Genomic DNA, 16,870 nt, shown 5'->3' on the forward strand with positions numbered 1-16,870 from the left:
GCTGACCAGTTCTCGCGGTTGACGAGGTCAGGTTTTCTCCGAGAGACCGCGGGTCGCAGGCCCCTCCAGGAGTCGCCCGTCAGGCGCGAACCGCGAGCCGTGTAGCGGGCACTCCCAGGCCCGGTCCGCATCGTTCCAGCGCACCACGCCGCCCAGGTGCGGGCAGATCGCCGACACGGTGCATTGCCGTCCGTCGACCAGGCTGTCGGCGCGCAACTGCCACGGGGGACCGCTGACCACTCCGGCACCTTCGGCGAGCCCATCCGGCGACGTGGTGATCGGGGTGATCCAGCCTTTGGACAGGTTCAGTCCGACCTCGAGATTCGCGCGCAACGCGGCAGTCACGCCGCGCAGTTCGTGCGGGCTCCAACTCGCGAACGCGCGCGCCCACTCGATGTGGCCGCCGAGCAGCTGCGCCGACAGGGCCAGCGCCGCCGCAACGCCGTTGGTCAGACCCCACTTGTCGAAACCCGTTGCCACCCGGATTTTTTCATAACCCGGAAGCAGTGGACCGACGTACGGCAACTCATCGACGGGCGAATAGTCCTGTGCCGACCAGAAGTGTGTCGGATGGGCGCCCGGATAGTGCAGCTCCGCCCACTTGGCGAGTTCGGCCACGTCATGTGCGGGCGCGTGCCCACGGCCCACCGGATGGCCGGCACCACCGACGATGAGCTTCTCGCCGGCCGCGGTGGGTGCGTAACGCACCGACCGGGTGGGTGAATCGACCGAGATGAACATGCCGCCCGTCGCCTCGCGAGCGACGTCAAATGCCATGCAGTAGGAGCGTTTTGCCGTCAGCCGGGCGAAGAATCCGCCGCGATCCAGGATCGGCGTCCCGGTTGCCAGGATGCACCGGTGTGCGGTGACCGACATCTCGGATCCGGCGGTATCGACGGTGGGGTGTGTTGCTCGCAACGCCACGCGTAACAGTCCGTCGTCGGCCACCGACACGGCGCGCACGCCCTGCAACAGCGTGCCGCCGTGTGTTTCGAGTTCGACCGCCAGACTGTTCAGCAGGGGCATCGGGTCGAGCTGCGCTTGATCACGCAGCCGTACGCCGCCGTGGAAGGGAAATGGGACATCGGCGGTGTCGATCCACTCGGCTCGCGTCAATCCCGCTTCCTGGCAGGCGCTGAACGTATCGCGCGCGGTGGCGATGCCGGAGACCGTCTGGGCGTAGGCATGGTCGGGTTCGGCCTGCCACGGGATCGCGTGATTCTCGCAATGCCGCACCAGCCAGTCACGGCCCTCGGCGTTACCGCGGACATAGTCGCGCAGCACATCCGCGTTGTGCTTGGCGGCGATGCGCGCCAGCTTGCTGCCCTGCAGCACGCTCAATTTACCGGAGGTGTTGCCCGTTGTGCCGGCACCCACATGCCGTGCCTCGACGACCGTGACGTTCTTGCCCGCCCGGGCCAGTAGCACCGCGGTGGTCAGCCCGGCGATGCCGGCGCCGATCACGACCACGTCGGCGGGTGACGCCATATCCGTCGACTCCGGCGACGGCGGCGAAGTCGGCGACATCTCGCGGTCGGCCAACCACAACGAGGTCAGGTGGCAACCTTCTGGAGGTCCGGTCTCCGCCATGCCTAGCCGGCCATGAATTCGGCGTAGGCGGAGGCCAATTCGGGTGGTAGCACCGTCACGTTGCACCGCTGCTGGGTGTCACCGATGGGCGCCAGAATTCCGCGCAGGTCCTGATACTGCTGGGGGTGGGCCGTGAAGTAGGCCCGGAGATTGGCCGACGCCGTCGGCCGCGGCTGCGAATATGACGCCACCACAACCTGATTGGCCTCGGGGTGTGCCGTCAGGTAATTGCTCGCCGCGCCGGTGGCCGAACTGACGGTATTCGCAACAGATTCCGGGCTGCAGTCGGTTTCTGCGCCGGCGGTCGCGGGCGTGGCCAGACTCAGGCACACCGGTACGACGGCCAGTGCCGGGATCAGGCCCGTGATTCGAGTTGAAAGCGTCATGGCATGTCCTCCTCTGTGTTTCGTTGCCGACTGGACGCAGCTCAGCCGCTTCGGCTGTACGGCATCCGCCAGGCGTCGGTCGTCATATACCCCCGGTGGCGAATCTGAACCCACCGGCTTTTGCTGTCTCTCCCACAGCGCGTGTTTCAAAGCAGTGGAGCGGGTATTCAGCCACCGTCAGGCGGATCCCGAACTCGACGTCCGCTGGAGTGGCTCCGACATCGCCGTCGCTTCTCTCCGGTTCCACAGATCCGGGCGTCCGGTCGGTCCGCACTGGCACCGCCGGGACGGTCCAGCCGCAAACAGGACCGTCCCGGCCACCATGTCAGCCGCGCGGGAGTGTGGCGTGCGGGCGGAACGGTCGAGTCGGGGGCTCTTCGTGCCGCACCGCGCGCATCCGGGTGGTGGGTTGCTCGGCGACAAACTGATGCGGGGGGCCGAGTTTGGTGGTCCGCCTCTCGCGCCGGGCGGACTCCCGCTCGATCAGCAGACCGCTGGCGATGCGGTCGAACGCGCTCTGGACATGAATGCGCTCGGGCACGCCCTGGAATTCGTCTGACTGCGTGAGGGTTTCGGTGATCCAGCTGGAGATCACATTGCGTGCCCTGCCGACCTCGGCGGAGCCCGCGGCCGTCAGTGCGTATTCGCTTCCGGAGCGCGTTGCGAATCCGGTGGCCACCAAACGACCGAAGGTCGGTTCGAGCACCTGATGTGGCACCCGTCGATCATCCGCAATGTCGAGCAGGTCGGCTGCCCCTGTCACCGCGGCGTACCGGTAGATCAGCATCAGCGCCCACAGTTGCGCGGTCCCCAGTCGGCTGTTCGAGGTGCGCGCCACGGCTTCGAGGTCAATGCCGTTGCTGCGCTGCAACAGCCGTCCGACGGCAACTTCGATGAGCTTCTCCGGCGACTCGGTGGTCGGCATGCCGAAGCCCTCGCCCATGTCGGTGCTGCCACTGGCGGCAGCATCACGCAGCGGCACTTGTTTGAGGAAGAGCGCCAGGACGAAGCCGACGACCGCGACGGGCGCCGCCAACAGGAACACCTGGCTCAGAGAATCGGCGTAGGCGTTGATGATCGGGGCGGCGGTGTCGTGCGGAAGGCTGTGCAGCACTTTCGGAGACGTTGCCGCCTCGGGTGGCGCGCCGCCCGACCTCATGGCCGACGGGATGCGGTCGCCCAGGAAGTTCGCGAACATCGAGCCGAAAATCGCGGCACCGAAAGAACTTCCGATGGTACGGAAGAACGTAACGCCTGACGTGGCGACTCCGAGATCGGCGAAGTCGACGGTGTTCTGCACCACCAGAATCAGCACCTGCATGCTGAGCCCGATCCCGGTACCGAGGATCAGCAGGAACAACGATTGGGTCAGCGTCGAGGTGTCGGCGTCCATCCGGGACAGCAGCACGAACCCCAGCGCCATGATGGCCGTGCCGGCGATCGGGAAAATCCGGTATTTCCCTGTGCGGCCGACGATCGCGCCGCTGCCCAGTGAGGTGACGAGCAGACCGGCGACCATCGGCAAGGTGCGCAGCCCGGACGCGGTTGCCGAGACGCCGTCGACGAACTGCATGTAGGTCGGTAGGAACGTCAGCGCACCCAGCATCGCGAAACCGACGACGAACGACAGCACACAGCACACCGTGAATACCGGGTTCGCGAACAAGCGGATCGGCAGAATCGGTTCAGGCGCACGACGTTCCACCACGACGAAGCCGACGAGTGCCAGCGCCGACGCGACGAACAACCCGATGATCGTCGCCGAACCCCAGGCATAGGTGGTGCCGCCCCAGCTGGTCGCCAGCGTCAGGCCGGCGGCCCCGAGCCCGACCAGGACGATGCCCGCATAGTCGACGACGGGTCGTCCGGCGCGCGTCAGCTCCGGAATGGCCACTGCCGCAATCCCGATGACCACCACCGCCACCGGCACGTTGACCCAGAATGCCCAACGCCACCCCAGGTGGTCGGTGAACAGCCCGCCTAGCAGCGGCCCGACGACGGTCGTGACGCCGAACACGGCGCCCAAAGCGCCCTGGTACTTGCCTCTTTCGCGCAACGGGATGACCTCGCCGATCACCGCGACGGCCGTCACGGTGATCGCGCCACCACCCAGGCCCTGCAGCGCCCGCGATGCGACGAGCATCCCCATCGATTCCGAGAGTCCACACAGGACCGAGCCGGCCAGGAACAGCAGGATCGCGACCTGAAAGACCTTCTTGCGGCCGAAGATGTCACCGAGCTTGCCGACCACCGCGGTCACGATCGTCGAGGCGAGCAGGTAACTGGTGACGACCCAGGACTGATGGCCGGCGCCGCCGAGGTCGGCGACGACGGTCGGCAGGGCCGTCGCCACGATGGTCTGGTCGAGTGCCGCCAGCAGCATCCCGAGGACGACGGCCAGGAAGACGAAGTTGCGCTGCCGGATGCTGGGGGCCGCGTCCGCGACATCAGCAGGCGGATGAGTGGTCATGGTTGCCACGGTCCGGCCGATGTCAGGTCTGGGCCGGACTGCTCGCCAATGCCTCGGTGATGGCCTCGCAGAACGCCGGTAGATCGGAGGGCGAACGGCTGGTGATGAGATTGCCGTCGATACACACTGCTTCATCGACGACGGTCGCCCCGGCGTTACGCAGATCGGTGCGAACACTCGGATAGCTCGTCACCTTGCGGTCGCGCACGACGTCCGCCTCGACGAGGGTCCACGGGCCGTGACAGATGGCGGCGACGGGCTTGCCGGAGCGCACGAAGTCGCCGACGAACGCCACCGCGGTGTCGTCGACCCGCAACTTGTCGGGGTTCACCGTGCCGCCCGGCAGGATCAGCGCGTCGAAGGCGTCGACCCGCACTTCACCGACGGTGCGGTCCACGGCAATGCTGCCCGCTGGTTCGAGGTCGTGATTGCGGGCCTGGATTTCACCGGCCTTGATCGACAACACCTCGACGGCGCCGCCGGCCTCCTCGACCGCGGCGCGCGGTTCCTCGAGCTCGACTCTCTCGACCCCGTCGGCGGCGAGAATGGCGATCCGGCGGCCTTGCAGTTCCTTGAGCACCTGGGTGGGCTACCCGGGTCGGCTACTCCGGAAACACGCGCGTCGCCGGTGGGGGACTGGCGACAATGGCCGGCAACACGAAGGTCCGGAGATAGTTCCGCGCCACCGTCGGATCGCTGCTGCCGGGCACCACGTCCAGCAGCAGGCTCAGTGCCGTCGAGATGAGGAACTGCGCTAGGTCATGCGGATGCAGCCCGGGCCGGAACTGGCCCGTCGTGCTGTTGGCGAGCATGCCCTCGACCATCGACTGGACCGTCCTGGTCAGCGAGCCGTCGTTGGCGATGAGCGTGGCGACGGCGCCGTCGGGCGTCTGGTCGGCGATGGTTTGCAGCAGCGGATCGTGCACCAGCTGTGTCGCGACGATGACGAGGCTGTCGATCAGCAGGTCGACCGGCGTGGCGTCGGCGGCCACCTGCTGCAGCATCGCCAGCATGTGCCGTTGGGTGGTGCGTTGCACCAACGCTGCGATCAGTTCTTTCCGGGTGGCGAACTGCCGGTAGATCGCGCTGCGCGAGTAGCCGGCCTCGGCGGCGATGACCTCCATCGTGAAGGTCCCGCTGCCACCGTCGATGAAGAACTGCTCCGCGGCGTCGAGCAGTACCTGCCGGGCCTGCTCGGTGTTGTTGCCGCCACCGACCGGACGCCCACGGGGCCTGCGCTGCGGAGCTGACACTCGACGGTCCTACCGGGGATGGGCCAATGGGACCATCAGTATGCCGTAGCCCTGACTGGTCGCCGGGCCGCACTTTAATGACACATGCAAACCAATTTGTTCATTTTCCCGCGGCGGGCAGCGACGCGGGCTAGCGTGCGGTTGATGACGAGGTTGTCCGCACAAGCGTGGGTACTGCTGGCCTCGGGATGTCTGGCGCTATGGCTGCCGCTCGCGCCGGCGTTGGCCGACGACGCGACCGGTTCCCAACCCGGCGCAGCGGGTCCCTCGTCGCAGACAACGACGTCGGGGGCCACGACATCGCAGAAGTCCACGTCGCAGAAGTCCACGTCGCAGACCGGCAAGTCGCAGCCCGCGACCGACGCGCATGCGCGTAAGTCCGCCGGGCATTCCCCGCGCAACAAGAAGGCCGACGACCCGCCCAAGGTCGACAAGAGAAAGCCCGATGAGGGCAAGTCCGAGCGCGGCACGGCGCCGGCCGGCCCCATCCGCCCGGAGAAAGTGGTTCGGGCGCAGACGGTTCGGCTCAGGCCGACAGTGCCGCCGGTGAGGCTTCCGAACGCAATGGCGGTCGAGCAGCCCCAGTCCCCGGGCGTCGCCGCGCTGCCAGCCTCGGCGATGGCATCGCAGCCGAGCGCCACGACCGCCACCAGCGCCACGACCACCGCCGGCGCCACGACCGCCACCAGCGCCACGACCACCGCCGGCGCCACGACCGCCACCAGCGCCACGACCACCGCCGGCGCCACGACCACGGCCGTCAAAACCGCGCGGCCCAGCCTGATCAACGCCATCGGATCGTTCGTGTTCAACGTCATCGGCGGCGCCATGCTTGCGTTCGCCGGCCCGCCGGCACTGCCGCGGGGGAGCACGGTCACGGTCAAGGTGTCCAGCCTGACCATGCCGGACACCGGGCAAAAGGTTCAGGCGAACTGGTACTTCCCGCAGAACGCCGATACGACGACCCGGATGATCTACTTCCAGCACGGCTTCATGGCCGTCGCCCCGATGTACAGCTACACCCTCGCTGCGCTGGCGCAGAGCACCAACAGCATTGTGGTTGCTCCGACATTGTCCTCCAATGCATTTGATCCGAAAGCCCGATGGCTCGGTGGTTCGGCAGATCAGCAGGCCGTGGCGGACCTGTTCGCCGGTGACCGTTCGGCGTTGACCGAAAGCGCAAGTGCCGCAGCCGGACACCAGGTGACGTTGCCCACGAGTTTCGTCCTCGTCGGGCATTCGCTCGGCGGCGCGCTGGTCACCGGCGCCGCCGGCCGCATGGTGGACAACGGCGCCGTCGCGAACCTGCAGGGCGTGGTGTTGATGGACTCGGTCGACCTGAACAACGTGGTGCCCACCGCGCTGCAGAAGTTGACCGGCGCCGATTACCGCCCGGTCTACGACATTTCATCCGAGCCGTACGTATGGAACCGGGACGGTCTGGTCGGCCGGGAACTCGAAGCGGCGCGACCCGGCCAGTTCAACGGGGTCATGCTTGTCGGCGGCCGGCATATCGACGCGCTGCAGGGTGCCAATCCGGTGCTGCAGTTCGCCGAGTACGCAGTCGCCGGGTTCTCGAAACCGTCGAACGTGGAAGCGGTGAAGATCCTCGCCGGCGGATGGATCAACGACATGTTCGCCGGTACCCACACCGGCAGCTACGGATCGCCGCAGCAGGCCATCGAGATCGGTACCAAGGCGGGCACGGCCACCGCGGTGACATTGCCTTTCGCTTCCGAGCAGCCGGTGCGGGCCACGCCGTGGGACGGCATCGCGCAACTGATCCTGAACGCCGTGATGCAGGTGGCTGTCTACGAGCCCATGGCGCAGACGACCACCAGTCGCGCCGTCAGCGCAGTTCTGCGATGACCTTCGCGAAGGCTTCCGAATGCTGTTGCTGGACAATGAAGTAACTCACCCCGTAGCGATCCCGTAGGTCGCGAATCCGGTCGGCCATGTCGGTGGTGCTGCCGCTGAGCACACCAGGGGTCGTCATCAGTTCGGCGTCGCTGAGTTCCGGCTGGAAGTGGCGGGTCATCGACAGGTTCGGAATGCCGGATTCATCGGTCGGCACCGCGGTGATGGCCAGGTTCAGCTCCAGCTCAGCGAAACGGTCGCCAGCGGCGTTGCGCACGAAAGAAATACGCTCGGCGAGGGGATCGTGCGCTTCGGTGCGCGGCCCGCCACCGGTCAGTCCGATGATCTGGGCCTGCTGGGCGGCGACCGTCAGCAGCTTGTCGCCGGCACCGGCGATCATCACCGGCACATCGGGCAGGTGGGTGCGCAGATACGAGGTGACGTGCGCGGTGTACTCGACCCGTTTCCCGGCGCTGGGGAACGGCAGCTCGGCGGCATCGAATTCTTCCTTGACGTACCCGGCGCCGAGGCCCGTCTCGAAGCGTCCCTCGGTCAGGTCGCGCATGGCCGCGATATCGCGGGCCAGCAGCGCGGGCTTGTAGAAGCACGCGTTGAACACGAAGGTGCCCAGGTGCAGCGTGCTGGTCGCGGTCGCGGCCGTCGCCAGCACCGGAAACGGGGCCGGAGCGCCCAGATGGTCGGGCACCAGCAGGACGTCGTAGCCGAGGTCCTCAGCGCGGCGCGCCGCGTCCTGGACCGCTGACCCACTGTCGGTGTGCCGCAGGCCCACGCCGAACCGGAAATCTCTCGTCATGTGTTCGACCTTACGGACGCGCGGGCCGCGCCCGCCGGTGCAAACTTCAGGTGTGAGCGCCAGACTGACCCTGACCGCGGTCTGCGTCGTGGTGTTCATGCTGCTGCTCGACATGACGATCGTCGCCGCGGCACTGGCCGACATCCAGGCGTCATTGCACGCGCCGCTGTCCGGTTTGCAGTGGGTGGTGGACGCCTACGCCCTGCCGATGGCCGGATTGCTACTGACCGCGGCGACGGTGGGGGACCGGTTGGGCCGGCGGCGGTTGTACCTCGGTGGCCTGGTGGTGTTCATGTTCGCGTCGGCCGGGTGCGCGCTGGCCCGCAACATCGATGCGCTCAACGGGCTGCGGGCCGTGCAGGGCTCGGCCGGGGCGGTGCTGCTCGGGGCGTCGCTGCCGATGCTTGCGGCCGCGTTCCCCGATGTGCGGCAGCGGGCGGGCGCCATCGCGGCCTACGGCGCGGCGATGGGCGCGGGCGGTGCCGTCGGGCCGCTGCTGGGCGGTGCGCTGGTCACTGCGTACGGGTGGCCGTCGATCTTTCTGATCAACCTGCCGGTCGGGGTGCTCGCGCTGTACATCGTCATCTTCGCCGTCCCCGAGAGCGTCGTCCCGAGGTCCCGGCCGGTCGACATCTGGGGCACGGTGGTGTTGACGGCGGCGCTGTTCGCGGGCGTGTACGTGCTCATCGAAGGTAACCACTTGGGCTGGGATAGTCCGATCACGTTGGGGCTGAGCGCTTTCTGTGTGGTTGCTCTGAGCGCCTTCGGGCTCCGCGAGTCCCGGCTGTCCGAGCCCATGCTGGATGTGCGGCTGCTCGCCGGCCCCGGCTTCGCGGGTGTCTCCCTGGCCGCGTTCGCCGCAACCGGGACGTTGATCGCGTCGACGAACTACCTCGCGTTGTATTTCATGAACACGTTGGGATTCAGCCCCTTCGGTGCCGGGCTGCGGTCGCTGCCGCTCACGCTGGCGATCGTGCTGGGTGCCCCGGTGGCGATGGTCGCGGCGCGGCGGATACCCGTGGTCGCGACCGTCCCGGCCGGCGTCGCGTTGATTGCCGTGGGGATGTGGATGATGACCGCAGTAAACGCGAACACGACATGGACGCACTTCATCTCGGGCTCGGTCGTCGCCGGACTGGGGCTCGGCGGGCTGTCCGCGCTGACCTCTGACGCGGCGTTGCGCTTCGTGCCTGTCGCCGACGCCGGGATGGCGACGGGAACGGTCAGCACGGCGCGCCAGATCGGCATCCTGGCCGGCGTCGCCGGGCTCGGTGCGTTGTTCAGCCGGCACGCGGGCGACGTTGCCACGTCCCGTCTTTCCGCAGTGCCGGGCCTGGGCGCCGAAGCGGGGCGGCAGCTCAGTGACGGGCTGGCCGCCGGGGCCGGGCTGCGGGCGCTCGAGGTCGTGCCCGAACGGCTGCGTCCCGCGCTTGCGACGGTAGCGCGGGAAGCGAGTGCGGCCGGCATGCAGTCCGCGTTGACCGCCGCCGCGCTGGCGGCCACCACGGCCACGTTGTTCGTGGCGCTGCTCATCCGGACAGGTTCCCGGCAAACAAACCGAACAGAGTCTGTGGATTAGCCGAAGTTGCTACGGCCGCGCCGCGATGCGGATATTTTCAGACCTTATGGTCGGCGCTGCTGTTCTCATCCCAGCGACCGATTCCGGCCGCTACAGCATCGTCATCTCCGACGACCCCGATGAGATCGAAGCAGCGCAGCGCCTGCGGTATCAGACGTTCGCCGAAGAGCTGGGTGCCGCACTCCCACAAGCGATTCGCGGACCACGCACCGGCGAGATGATCGACGTCGACCGCTTCGACGCATTCAGCGATCACCTGTTGGCCCGAGACGAACAGACCGGGGCGATCGTCGGGTGCTACCGGCTGCTGCCCCCGGACGGCGCCCGGGCGGCCGGCGGCATCTTCACCGACACCAACTTCGAGATGAGTGCCGGCATCGACGCGTTGCGGCCGTCGCTGGTCGAATTGGGCCGTGCCAGCGTGCATCCCGACCATCGCAGCGGCACCGTCATGGCGATGCTGTGGGCCGGCATCCTGCGCTATCAGGAACTGACCGGTTACCGGTGGGCGATCGGGAGTCTCTCGGTGCGCATGGCGGACGGCGGATCGCGCGGTGCGCTGGTGCGCGGCGTTCTCGACCGGGCCTACCGGCAGCATCCGGCGCCGCCGGAGTTCCTGGTGACACCGCGAAACCCGGTGCAGGTCAACGGCATACCCCTCGCTGAGCTGCCCGATCCCGGTCGCGTGCGGATTCCGCCGATGGTGGCGGGCAGCCTGCGGATCGGCGGCGTCATCTGTGGGGAACCGTCGTACGACCCGGAATTCGACATGGCCGATTTCGTGGTGCTGATCAATCGGGACATGGTGCATCAGCTCTACCTTGCTCGGCTCACCCGCAACCATGTCCAGACCTGAGCCCGCCGACATGCTGGGGGTCGGGTTCGGGCCGTCGAACCTGGCGCTGGCGGTGGCCCTGGCCGAGCGCGGCGTGCGCGGCCGCTTCGTCGACGCCCAGCCGCGGTTCGGCTGGCACCGCGACATGTTGTTACCTGGCACCCGGATGCAGATCCCGTTCCTCAAAGACCTGGCGACGCTGCGCAATCCGCAGAGCGCATTCACGTTCGTGAACTACCTGAGCGCGCGGGGCAGGCTCGTCGACTTCATCGGTCGCCATGACGTGTTTCCCAGCCGGCACGAGTTCCATGACTACCTGCAGTGGGCCGCGGACCAGTTCGCCGCCGACGTGCGCTACGGCCACCGCGTGGTCGGGGTGAGGGGAAAGGACGACGGTTTCGGGGTGCGGCTGGAACCCGGCGAGGTCATCTCGACACGCACTCTGGTGCTGGGTACGGGCCTGCACCCGGTGTTGCCGCCGGACACGCACCCGAGTCTGCGGCAATGGCACAGCCACCAGCTGCTCAGTGCCGTGGCCGCGCTCGGTCCGGTGGAGCACGGCCGGTTCGCCGTGGTGGGCGCGGGCCAGAGCGCCGCCGAGGTGGTTTCCCACCTCCACCGCACCTACCCGCGCGCCGAGGTGCACGCGGTATTCGGCCGGTACGGGTACAGCCTCGCCGACGACAGCGCCTTCGTGAACCGCATCTTCGATCCCGCCGCGGTCGACGAGTTCTACGGCGCGGACAGCGTGGAGCGTCAGCGGCTGCTCGACTATCACCGGTCGGCCAACTACTCCGCCGTCGATGTCGACCTCATTGCCGACCTGTACGAGCGCGAGTACGACGAACGCGTGAGCGGGGCCCGCCGGCTGTTCCTGCACCGCGCCTGCCGTGTCACCGGCGCCGACGAAGACGACGCGGAGGTCCGGCTCGGCGTGCGCAACCTCATCGACAACTCGACCGAGACCGTGCGCTGCGATGCCGTGGTCTACGCGACCGGTTATGCGCCGATGGATGTGCCGGCGTTCCTGGGCGACCTCGCGTCCTGCTATCAGTTCGATGAGCAGGGCCGCCCACTGGCCACCCGTGACTACAAGTTGGTGGCCCGGCCGGGCGCGCCCGGTGACATCTACCTCAACGGCGCGACCGTCGAACACAGCCACGGGCTCGGTGCGACGCTGCTGTCGAACGTCGCCGTCCGCAGCGGCGAGATCGCGGCGGCGCTCAGCCCCTGACGGTCAGGTAGATCAGCACCACGTTCAGCACCGAAATCAGCACGGCCACAGCCCATCCCAGTGTCGTGACAATGCGGTGGTTGATGTTCTCGCCCATCACGGCACGGTTGCTGGTCAGGCGGACCAACGGGATGAGCGCGAACGGGATGCCGAACGACAGCACCACCTGGGAGATGACCAGCGCGCGTGTCGGGTCGAATCCGATGGCCAACACCACCAACGCCGGAATGACCGTGACGGCGCGCCGCAGCAACAGCGGGTACGACCGGTTCAGCAGGCCTTGCATGATCATCGCGCCGGCGTACGCGCCGACCGACGAGGACGCCAGGCCCGAAGCCAGCAGGCCGACCGCGAAGCACAGCGCGACCGCCGGGCCCAGGGCATGGCCGACGGCGGCGTGCGCGCCGGCGATGGTGTCGGTGCCTTCGACGCCCTGCAGGTGTGTTGCCGCGACCAGCAGCATCGACAGGTTCACCGCGCCCGCGACCACCATCGCCAGGCCGACGTCGAAGCGCGTGACGCGCAGCATGCGGCGCAGCGGGGCGCCGGACTCGGGCTTCCCGTGCCGGTCACGAGCCAGGCCGGAGTGCAGGTAGACGACGTGCGGCATGACCGTCGCACCCAGGATCGCGGTGGCCAGCAGGAGGCTCTCGGGTCCGGCGAAGTGCGGCACCACGCCGCCGAGCACGGCGCCGGGCGCGGGCGGGTCGACGATCAGGCTGGTGAGGAAGCCGATGGTGATGATCATCAGCAGTCCCGCGATGATGCGTTCGAACGCCCGCTGGCTGCCCCGGTTCTGTACCGACAGCAGGCACATGGAGACCACGCCGGTGATCACGCCGCCCACCAGCATGGGCAGCCCGAACAACAGCTGCAGCGCGATGGCACCGCCCACCACTTCGGCGAGATCGGTTGCCACGGCCACCATTTCGGCCTGTACCCAGAACGCCAGCCGGGTTGGGGTGCGGCAGTTCTCGGCGACCAGCTCCGGCAGGGAACGGCCGGTCGTCAAGCCGAGCTTGGCCGACAGGTACTGCACCAGGCCGGCCATGACGTTGGCCAGCAGGATCACCCACACCAGCAGGAAGCCGAACTTCGCGCCGGCGCTGATGTTGGCCGCGACGTTGCCCGGATCCACATAGGCGATGGCAGCGACGAACGCCGGGCCCAGCAGAGACCAGGTCGGGCGCGACGAGCGCGACGGTGCGCGGGTGTCGGTCAGCATGCACTCACTCTCTATCCGGGTTTGCGAATAGAAAAGTTAGGTTAGCCGAAATCTAGCGATGTGGAAACCTGGTCAGCCCGCGCTCGAGCGCCCGTCAGGCGGCGGCGGGATGTCGCGGATCTGATGCCGGCTGGTCACGCCCAGCTTCGGAAATGACCGGTAGAGGTATCCGGAAACCGTGCGCGTCGAGAGTTGGAGTCGCGCCGCGATCTGCGGGTTGGTCAAACCGCGGCCGGCCAGATAGACGACCTGATGCTCCTGGGGACTCAACCGCCCGGTGGCTGGCAGCGCCGGTGTCGTCGTCGGGACGCCGGACGCGCGCAGCTCCCGGGCGCAGATGTCCAGCCACGGTCTGGCACCGAGCGTTTCGAAGGTCGCCAGTGCGGCGGAGATGTGCCGGCGCGCCTCCTTGCGTCGTCGGCTGCGCCGAAGCCACCCCGAGTAGCTCAGCCGCACCCGCGCCCGTTCGAACGGCCACCGTTCACCCGCGGTGTCGGCCAGGGTCCGGGCCAGGATGTCGCCGGGGTCGCCGATGCCGAGCAGGGCCGAGGCATGGTTCACCAACTGGTCGACGCGCGTGGAGTGCGGCTGTGGGAGGTGGTCCAGTGCTGCGGTGAATCGGCGCCGCGCGTCCTCGGCCATACCCGTCCGCACGGCCGCCTCTGCGTAGTCGACGAGAGCGGGGAAGGAGACGTGCGGGTGCAGCGGTGCACCAGTGTCGGTGAACAACTCGGCCAGATGGCCGTAGGCCCCGAGATCGTTGCCGTCGACGAGATTGATCAACCCGAGGACGTGGTGTGCCCGCGCCGAGTGCAAGCGGTTGTCGTGGAAATCCAGCACATCGAGCGCCGCGGTCAGGTGTCCACGCGCCGGTGTCGTGTCGCCGCGGCGCGCTGCCACCACCGCTCTGATCAGGTCCCCGGTGGCGCCGACCAACGGCTGATCGCTGACGGCCCCGAGCGTGCGCAGCTGGCCGGTAATACGCAGCGCCTCATCCCAGCGCCCGGTGTCGACGCATGACCACGCCAGCATCGCGGTCGTGAGCGCGTGCCCGTCCGTCGAATCATGTTGCGTCATCAGGGATTGGGCGGCGCGCAGCGCACGGATGCCGAGTTCCGATTCGTCCGTGACCCCGGCGGCGAGCCCAATCAGGCTCAGGTCCAGCACTCCCAGGCCGCCGATCGGCCGGGTGCTGAGTGACGTCAACTCGGCGCGCGCACGCGGGGCGTCGGCCACCGCGCGCACCCACAGCCGCGATGTCGACGCGCTGTCCTGGACTGCCGGCATCGAGTCATCAAGTCGCTGAAGCGTTTTCGCCGTGTCCTGATACACGGCCGGATCACCGGACAGGAAGGCCGCGGCGGCCGCCACACGCAGCGGCTCCCAGGCCAGTGCGGGTTCCAGCTGGAGCGCGTCGTCCGCCGCGGCCAGCAGCGACGCGGCCGCGGCCCGCCCGTCGTTCCACATCATCGCCATCCCGTGGGCGGTCAGTGCGCGAATCCGGTCATGCGGACTGCGCGAGGCGGCGGACGCGGCATGGGCCTGGTGCCAAGTCTTGCGCTGCGGCAACGCATTCAGCGCATCGGCCAGAAGTTGGTGTGCGTCCTGCCGGGCGGTCAGCGGCGCGCCGTAGTACGCCGCGGAGCGGATGAGCGGATTGACGGGGTCGATCCGCGCAGACGCGATCCGCACGATGCCCGCGGTTTCCGCCGGTGCCAGGACCGCCGGATCGGTCAGTGCGCCAGGGGGCAGCACGCGCAGATCCGTGGCGGACGCCGCGGCGACGACGAGCGCGGCGCGCGTGGCCGCGGGCAGGTGTGCCAGATGCTGCGCGTAGATCGCGTGGACGCTGATCGGCAGGGGCAACGGGTCCGGCGCGTAGCCCGCCATGGCCGCCGGGCCGGCGGTCGCGCTGGAAAAGTGGATCATCGCCGCGGCGTTACCCGCGGATTGCTTCACGATCTGCTCGCGCAGGACTCCGTTCGGCGGTGTGGGTTGCGCCTCCAGCAGCTCGAGCGATTGATCGATGGTCATTGGCCGGAGCGGGATCTCGACGGCAGACCGGCCCGCCAAACCCGTTGCCGCCACGGTGTCGGGCAGCGTCAGCACCACGGTTATCGGGCGGCCGGCGCTGCGTCGGGCGGCGAACAACAGGACGCTGCGGGATTGGTCATCGAGCCAGTGGGCGTCGTCGACCGTGACCAGGACCGGCTGTCGCCGCGGCACCGCGTCGAGGAGTTCGAGCAGTGCCGTGGCCAGTCGGGCGGTGTGGATCTGGTCGCCGAACAGCGGTGTGCTGAAAAGGGTCTCGATGATGTCGGCGCGGCCGTACGGGTTGGCCTCGGCATCGTCCAGCGCCCGCAGCAGCCGGTGCAGGCCGCCCAGCGGAGTGCCGGTCTCTCCGGGCAGTCCGGCGATCCCGAGGACGCGCTGGCCCAACGCTTCTGCTTGCTGCTGGGCGGTGGTGAGCAGGGACGTCTTTCCCGAGCCCAGGGCGCCGGCGATCACGATCACCTGCCCGTGCGGTGGTGACGCGATGGCGTCTCGTAGGACCGCCAGTTCCGCGTCGCGCCCGATGAGCTGCGTCGACGCCGTGTTCACACGATCCATGAGACATCCGATCGGTCAGCACGTCTAATGACAGATATTGATATGTCCCATCTATGACGTAGATAATCTCGGGCGTGGAGCTACGGCAGGTCGAACACTTCGTGGCGGTCGCCATCGAGCGGAGCTTCACCCGCGCGGCACGCCGCGTCCACGTCGTGCAGTCCGCGGTCTCGACATCGGTCGCGAAGCTGGAGCGTGAGCTCGGTGTGCAGTTGTTCGATCGTTCCCGTCAGCAGATCGAGCTCACCGTCGCCGGCGAACGCTTTCTCGCCCAGGCGCACGAACTGTTGCGCGTCGCGGGTTCGGCCGCGGAATCGGTGGCGTCCAGTCGCGGCCGGCTGATGGGTAGCGTCGAGTTCGGGTCATTGATCTCCTACGGGCCGATGAACGTCGCCCAGGTACTCGGCGAGTTCCACCGCGCGCACCCGCTCGTTCGACTTCGGTTGCAACTCAACCAATCTGGCGCCTCGGCGTACCTTTCCGCGCTCGTCGACGGCGCATTGGATCTGGCGCTCGTCTCGGTACCCAACCGATTGCCGCCGCAGCTCGAGATGCGGCTCATGTTCGAGGAGCCGATGTTGTTCGTGTGCCGCGACGATCACCCCATGGCTGCGGAGAAGGTCGTCGGCCTGCTCGATCTGGCAGCGGAGGACCTGATCGGATTCCCGCCCGATTGGGGTTTTCGGTCCTTGCTGGACAACGCCTTTCTGTCCGCGGGCGTCCAGTCGCGGCCCGTCCATGTGATCCCTGCCGGCTTCTCGGTTATCGGTGAACTGGTTCGCCAAGGCCTCGGGACCACTTTCATGCCGGCGTCGGAGTGCGCCGAATTCGAGGACCTGCGCGCCATCGAATTGCGGCAGACCGTCACATGGCAGGTCTATCTGGCATCGCAGCCCCGGGATCGCCTGACACCGGCCACGGCGGCCCTGGCGGACATGTTGATCCAGGCGGCGCCGAGCTAGCTCACGATGAGTGTCGGCCTGTGGTCGAGAATCATCGAGATCCTCGACCACAAGC

At 68.0% G+C, this 16,870-nt stretch carries 13 protein-coding genes; 5 read left to right on the forward strand and 8 right to left on the reverse strand.

Annotated elements, in window-relative coordinates; all coding sequences use genetic code 11:
* Positions 1-27: 27 nt before the first annotated feature.
* From ACJEIK_RS03830 to ACJEIK_RS03850, 5 genes are all read right to left on the reverse strand, one after another.
* Positions 28-1,590 (reverse strand): FAD-dependent oxidoreductase, encoded by a 1,563-nt coding sequence (locus ACJEIK_RS03830; protein ID WP_110767102.1) that lies wholly within the window; start codon positions 1,588-1,590, stop codon positions 28-30.
* 2 nt (positions 1,591-1,592) lie between these two features.
* Positions 1,593-1,976 (reverse strand): heme-binding protein, encoded by a 384-nt coding sequence (locus ACJEIK_RS03835; protein ID WP_064858311.1) that lies wholly within the window; start codon positions 1,974-1,976, stop codon positions 1,593-1,595.
* Positions 1,977-2,301: 325 nt separating this feature from the next.
* Positions 2,302-4,446, reverse strand: a complete 2,145-nt coding sequence (locus ACJEIK_RS03840; protein ID WP_409431076.1) for an MDR family MFS transporter — start codon at positions 4,444-4,446, stop codon at positions 2,302-2,304.
* A gap of 22 nt (positions 4,447-4,468) precedes the next feature.
* Positions 4,469-5,026, reverse strand: a complete 558-nt coding sequence (locus ACJEIK_RS03845) for a type 1 glutamine amidotransferase domain-containing protein (RefSeq protein ID WP_060999312.1) — start codon at positions 5,024-5,026, stop codon at positions 4,469-4,471.
* A 22-nt stretch (positions 5,027-5,048) separates the two neighbouring features.
* Positions 5,049-5,699 carry a TetR/AcrR family transcriptional regulator gene (locus tag ACJEIK_RS03850; RefSeq protein ID WP_409431077.1) on the reverse strand — a complete coding sequence of 217 codons (651 nt, stop codon included), beginning with the start codon at positions 5,697-5,699 and terminating at the stop codon, positions 5,049-5,051.
* A gap of 144 nt (positions 5,700-5,843) precedes the next feature.
* Here ACJEIK_RS03850 and ACJEIK_RS03855 point away from each other — a divergent pair, with 144 nt between their 5' ends.
* A complete protein-coding gene (locus tag ACJEIK_RS03855; protein ID WP_409431078.1) occupies positions 5,844-7,568 on the forward strand; it encodes an alpha/beta hydrolase in 1,725 nt (574 codons plus the stop codon).
* Here ACJEIK_RS03855 and ACJEIK_RS03860 read toward each other — a convergent pair.
* On the reverse strand, positions 7,549-8,370 hold the full coding sequence (locus ACJEIK_RS03860; protein ID WP_409431079.1) for a TIGR03621 family F420-dependent LLM class oxidoreductase: 822 nt from the start codon (positions 8,368-8,370) through the stop codon (positions 7,549-7,551). The genes ACJEIK_RS03855 and ACJEIK_RS03860 overlap by 20 nt on opposite strands.
* A gap of 64 nt (positions 8,371-8,434) precedes the next feature.
* Here ACJEIK_RS03860 and ACJEIK_RS03865 point away from each other — a divergent pair, with 64 nt between their 5' ends.
* The 3 genes from ACJEIK_RS03865 to ACJEIK_RS03875 are packed head-to-tail and all read left to right on the forward strand — an operon-like array spanning position 8,435 to position 12,018.
* Positions 8,435-9,949 (forward strand): MFS transporter, encoded by a 1,515-nt coding sequence (locus ACJEIK_RS03865; RefSeq protein WP_409431641.1) that lies wholly within the window; start codon positions 8,435-8,437, stop codon positions 9,947-9,949.
* A 46-nt stretch (positions 9,950-9,995) separates the two neighbouring features.
* Positions 9,996-10,805: a GNAT family N-acetyltransferase gene (locus ACJEIK_RS03870; protein ID WP_133426585.1), complete on the forward strand. Its 810-nt coding sequence runs from the start codon at positions 9,996-9,998 to the stop codon at positions 10,803-10,805.
* A gap of 10 nt (positions 10,806-10,815) precedes the next feature.
* A complete protein-coding gene (locus tag ACJEIK_RS03875) occupies positions 10,816-12,018 on the forward strand; it encodes a lysine N(6)-hydroxylase/L-ornithine N(5)-oxygenase family protein (protein WP_409431642.1) in 1,203 nt (400 codons plus the stop codon).
* Here the strand turns inward: ACJEIK_RS03875 and ACJEIK_RS03880 are convergent.
* Positions 12,008-13,243 carry an Nramp family divalent metal transporter gene (locus tag ACJEIK_RS03880; protein ID WP_409431080.1) on the reverse strand — a complete coding sequence of 412 codons (1,236 nt, stop codon included), beginning with the start codon at positions 13,241-13,243 and terminating at the stop codon, positions 12,008-12,010. The genes ACJEIK_RS03875 and ACJEIK_RS03880 overlap by 11 nt on opposite strands.
* A 72-nt stretch (positions 13,244-13,315) precedes the next feature.
* Positions 13,316-15,853 carry an AAA family ATPase gene (locus tag ACJEIK_RS03885; RefSeq protein WP_409431081.1) on the reverse strand — a complete coding sequence of 846 codons (2,538 nt, stop codon included), beginning with the start codon at positions 15,851-15,853 and terminating at the stop codon, positions 13,316-13,318.
* A 74-nt stretch (positions 15,854-15,927) separates the two neighbouring features.
* On the opposite strand from ACJEIK_RS03885, the gene ACJEIK_RS03890 reads away from it, so the two are divergent.
* Entirely contained in the window at positions 15,928-16,815 is an 888-nt protein-coding gene (locus ACJEIK_RS03890; protein ID WP_133426587.1) for a LysR family transcriptional regulator, read from the forward strand.
* The last annotated feature ends 55 nt before the right edge of the window (positions 16,816-16,870 follow it).

Source organism: Mycobacterium sp. SMC-16 (genome assembly GCF_046250085.1).
GTDB lineage: Bacteria > Actinomycetota > Actinomycetes > Mycobacteriales > Mycobacteriaceae > Mycobacterium > Mycobacterium phocaicum.

Bases quoted from the DNA above. Each gene is read 5' to 3' on its own strand.
- ACJEIK_RS03830 (WP_110767102.1), bottom strand. From the start codon at position 1,590: ATGGCGGAGACCGGACCTCCAGAAGGTTGCCACCTGACCTCGTTGTGG.
- ACJEIK_RS03835 (WP_064858311.1), bottom strand. From the start codon at position 1,976: ATGACGCTTTCAACTCGAATCACGGGCCTGATCCCGGCACTGGCCGTC.
- ACJEIK_RS03840 (WP_409431076.1), bottom strand. From the start codon at position 4,446: ATGACCACTCATCCGCCTGCTGATGTCGCGGACGCGGCCCCCAGCATC.
- ACJEIK_RS03855 (WP_409431078.1), top strand. From the start codon at position 5,844: ATGACGAGGTTGTCCGCACAAGCGTGGGTACTGCTGGCCTCGGGATGT.
- ACJEIK_RS03860 (WP_409431079.1), bottom strand. From the start codon at position 8,370: ATGACGAGAGATTTCCGGTTCGGCGTGGGCCTGCGGCACACCGACAGT.
- ACJEIK_RS03870 (WP_133426585.1), top strand. From the start codon at position 9,996: ATGGTCGGCGCTGCTGTTCTCATCCCAGCGACCGATTCCGGCCGCTAC.
- ACJEIK_RS03875 (WP_409431642.1), top strand. From the start codon at position 10,816: ATGCTGGGGGTCGGGTTCGGGCCGTCGAACCTGGCGCTGGCGGTGGCC.
- ACJEIK_RS03880 (WP_409431080.1), bottom strand. From the start codon at position 13,243: ATGCTGACCGACACCCGCGCACCGTCGCGCTCGTCGCGCCCGACCTGG.
- ACJEIK_RS03885 (WP_409431081.1), bottom strand. From the start codon at position 15,853: ATGGATCGTGTGAACACGGCGTCGACGCAGCTCATCGGGCGCGACGCG.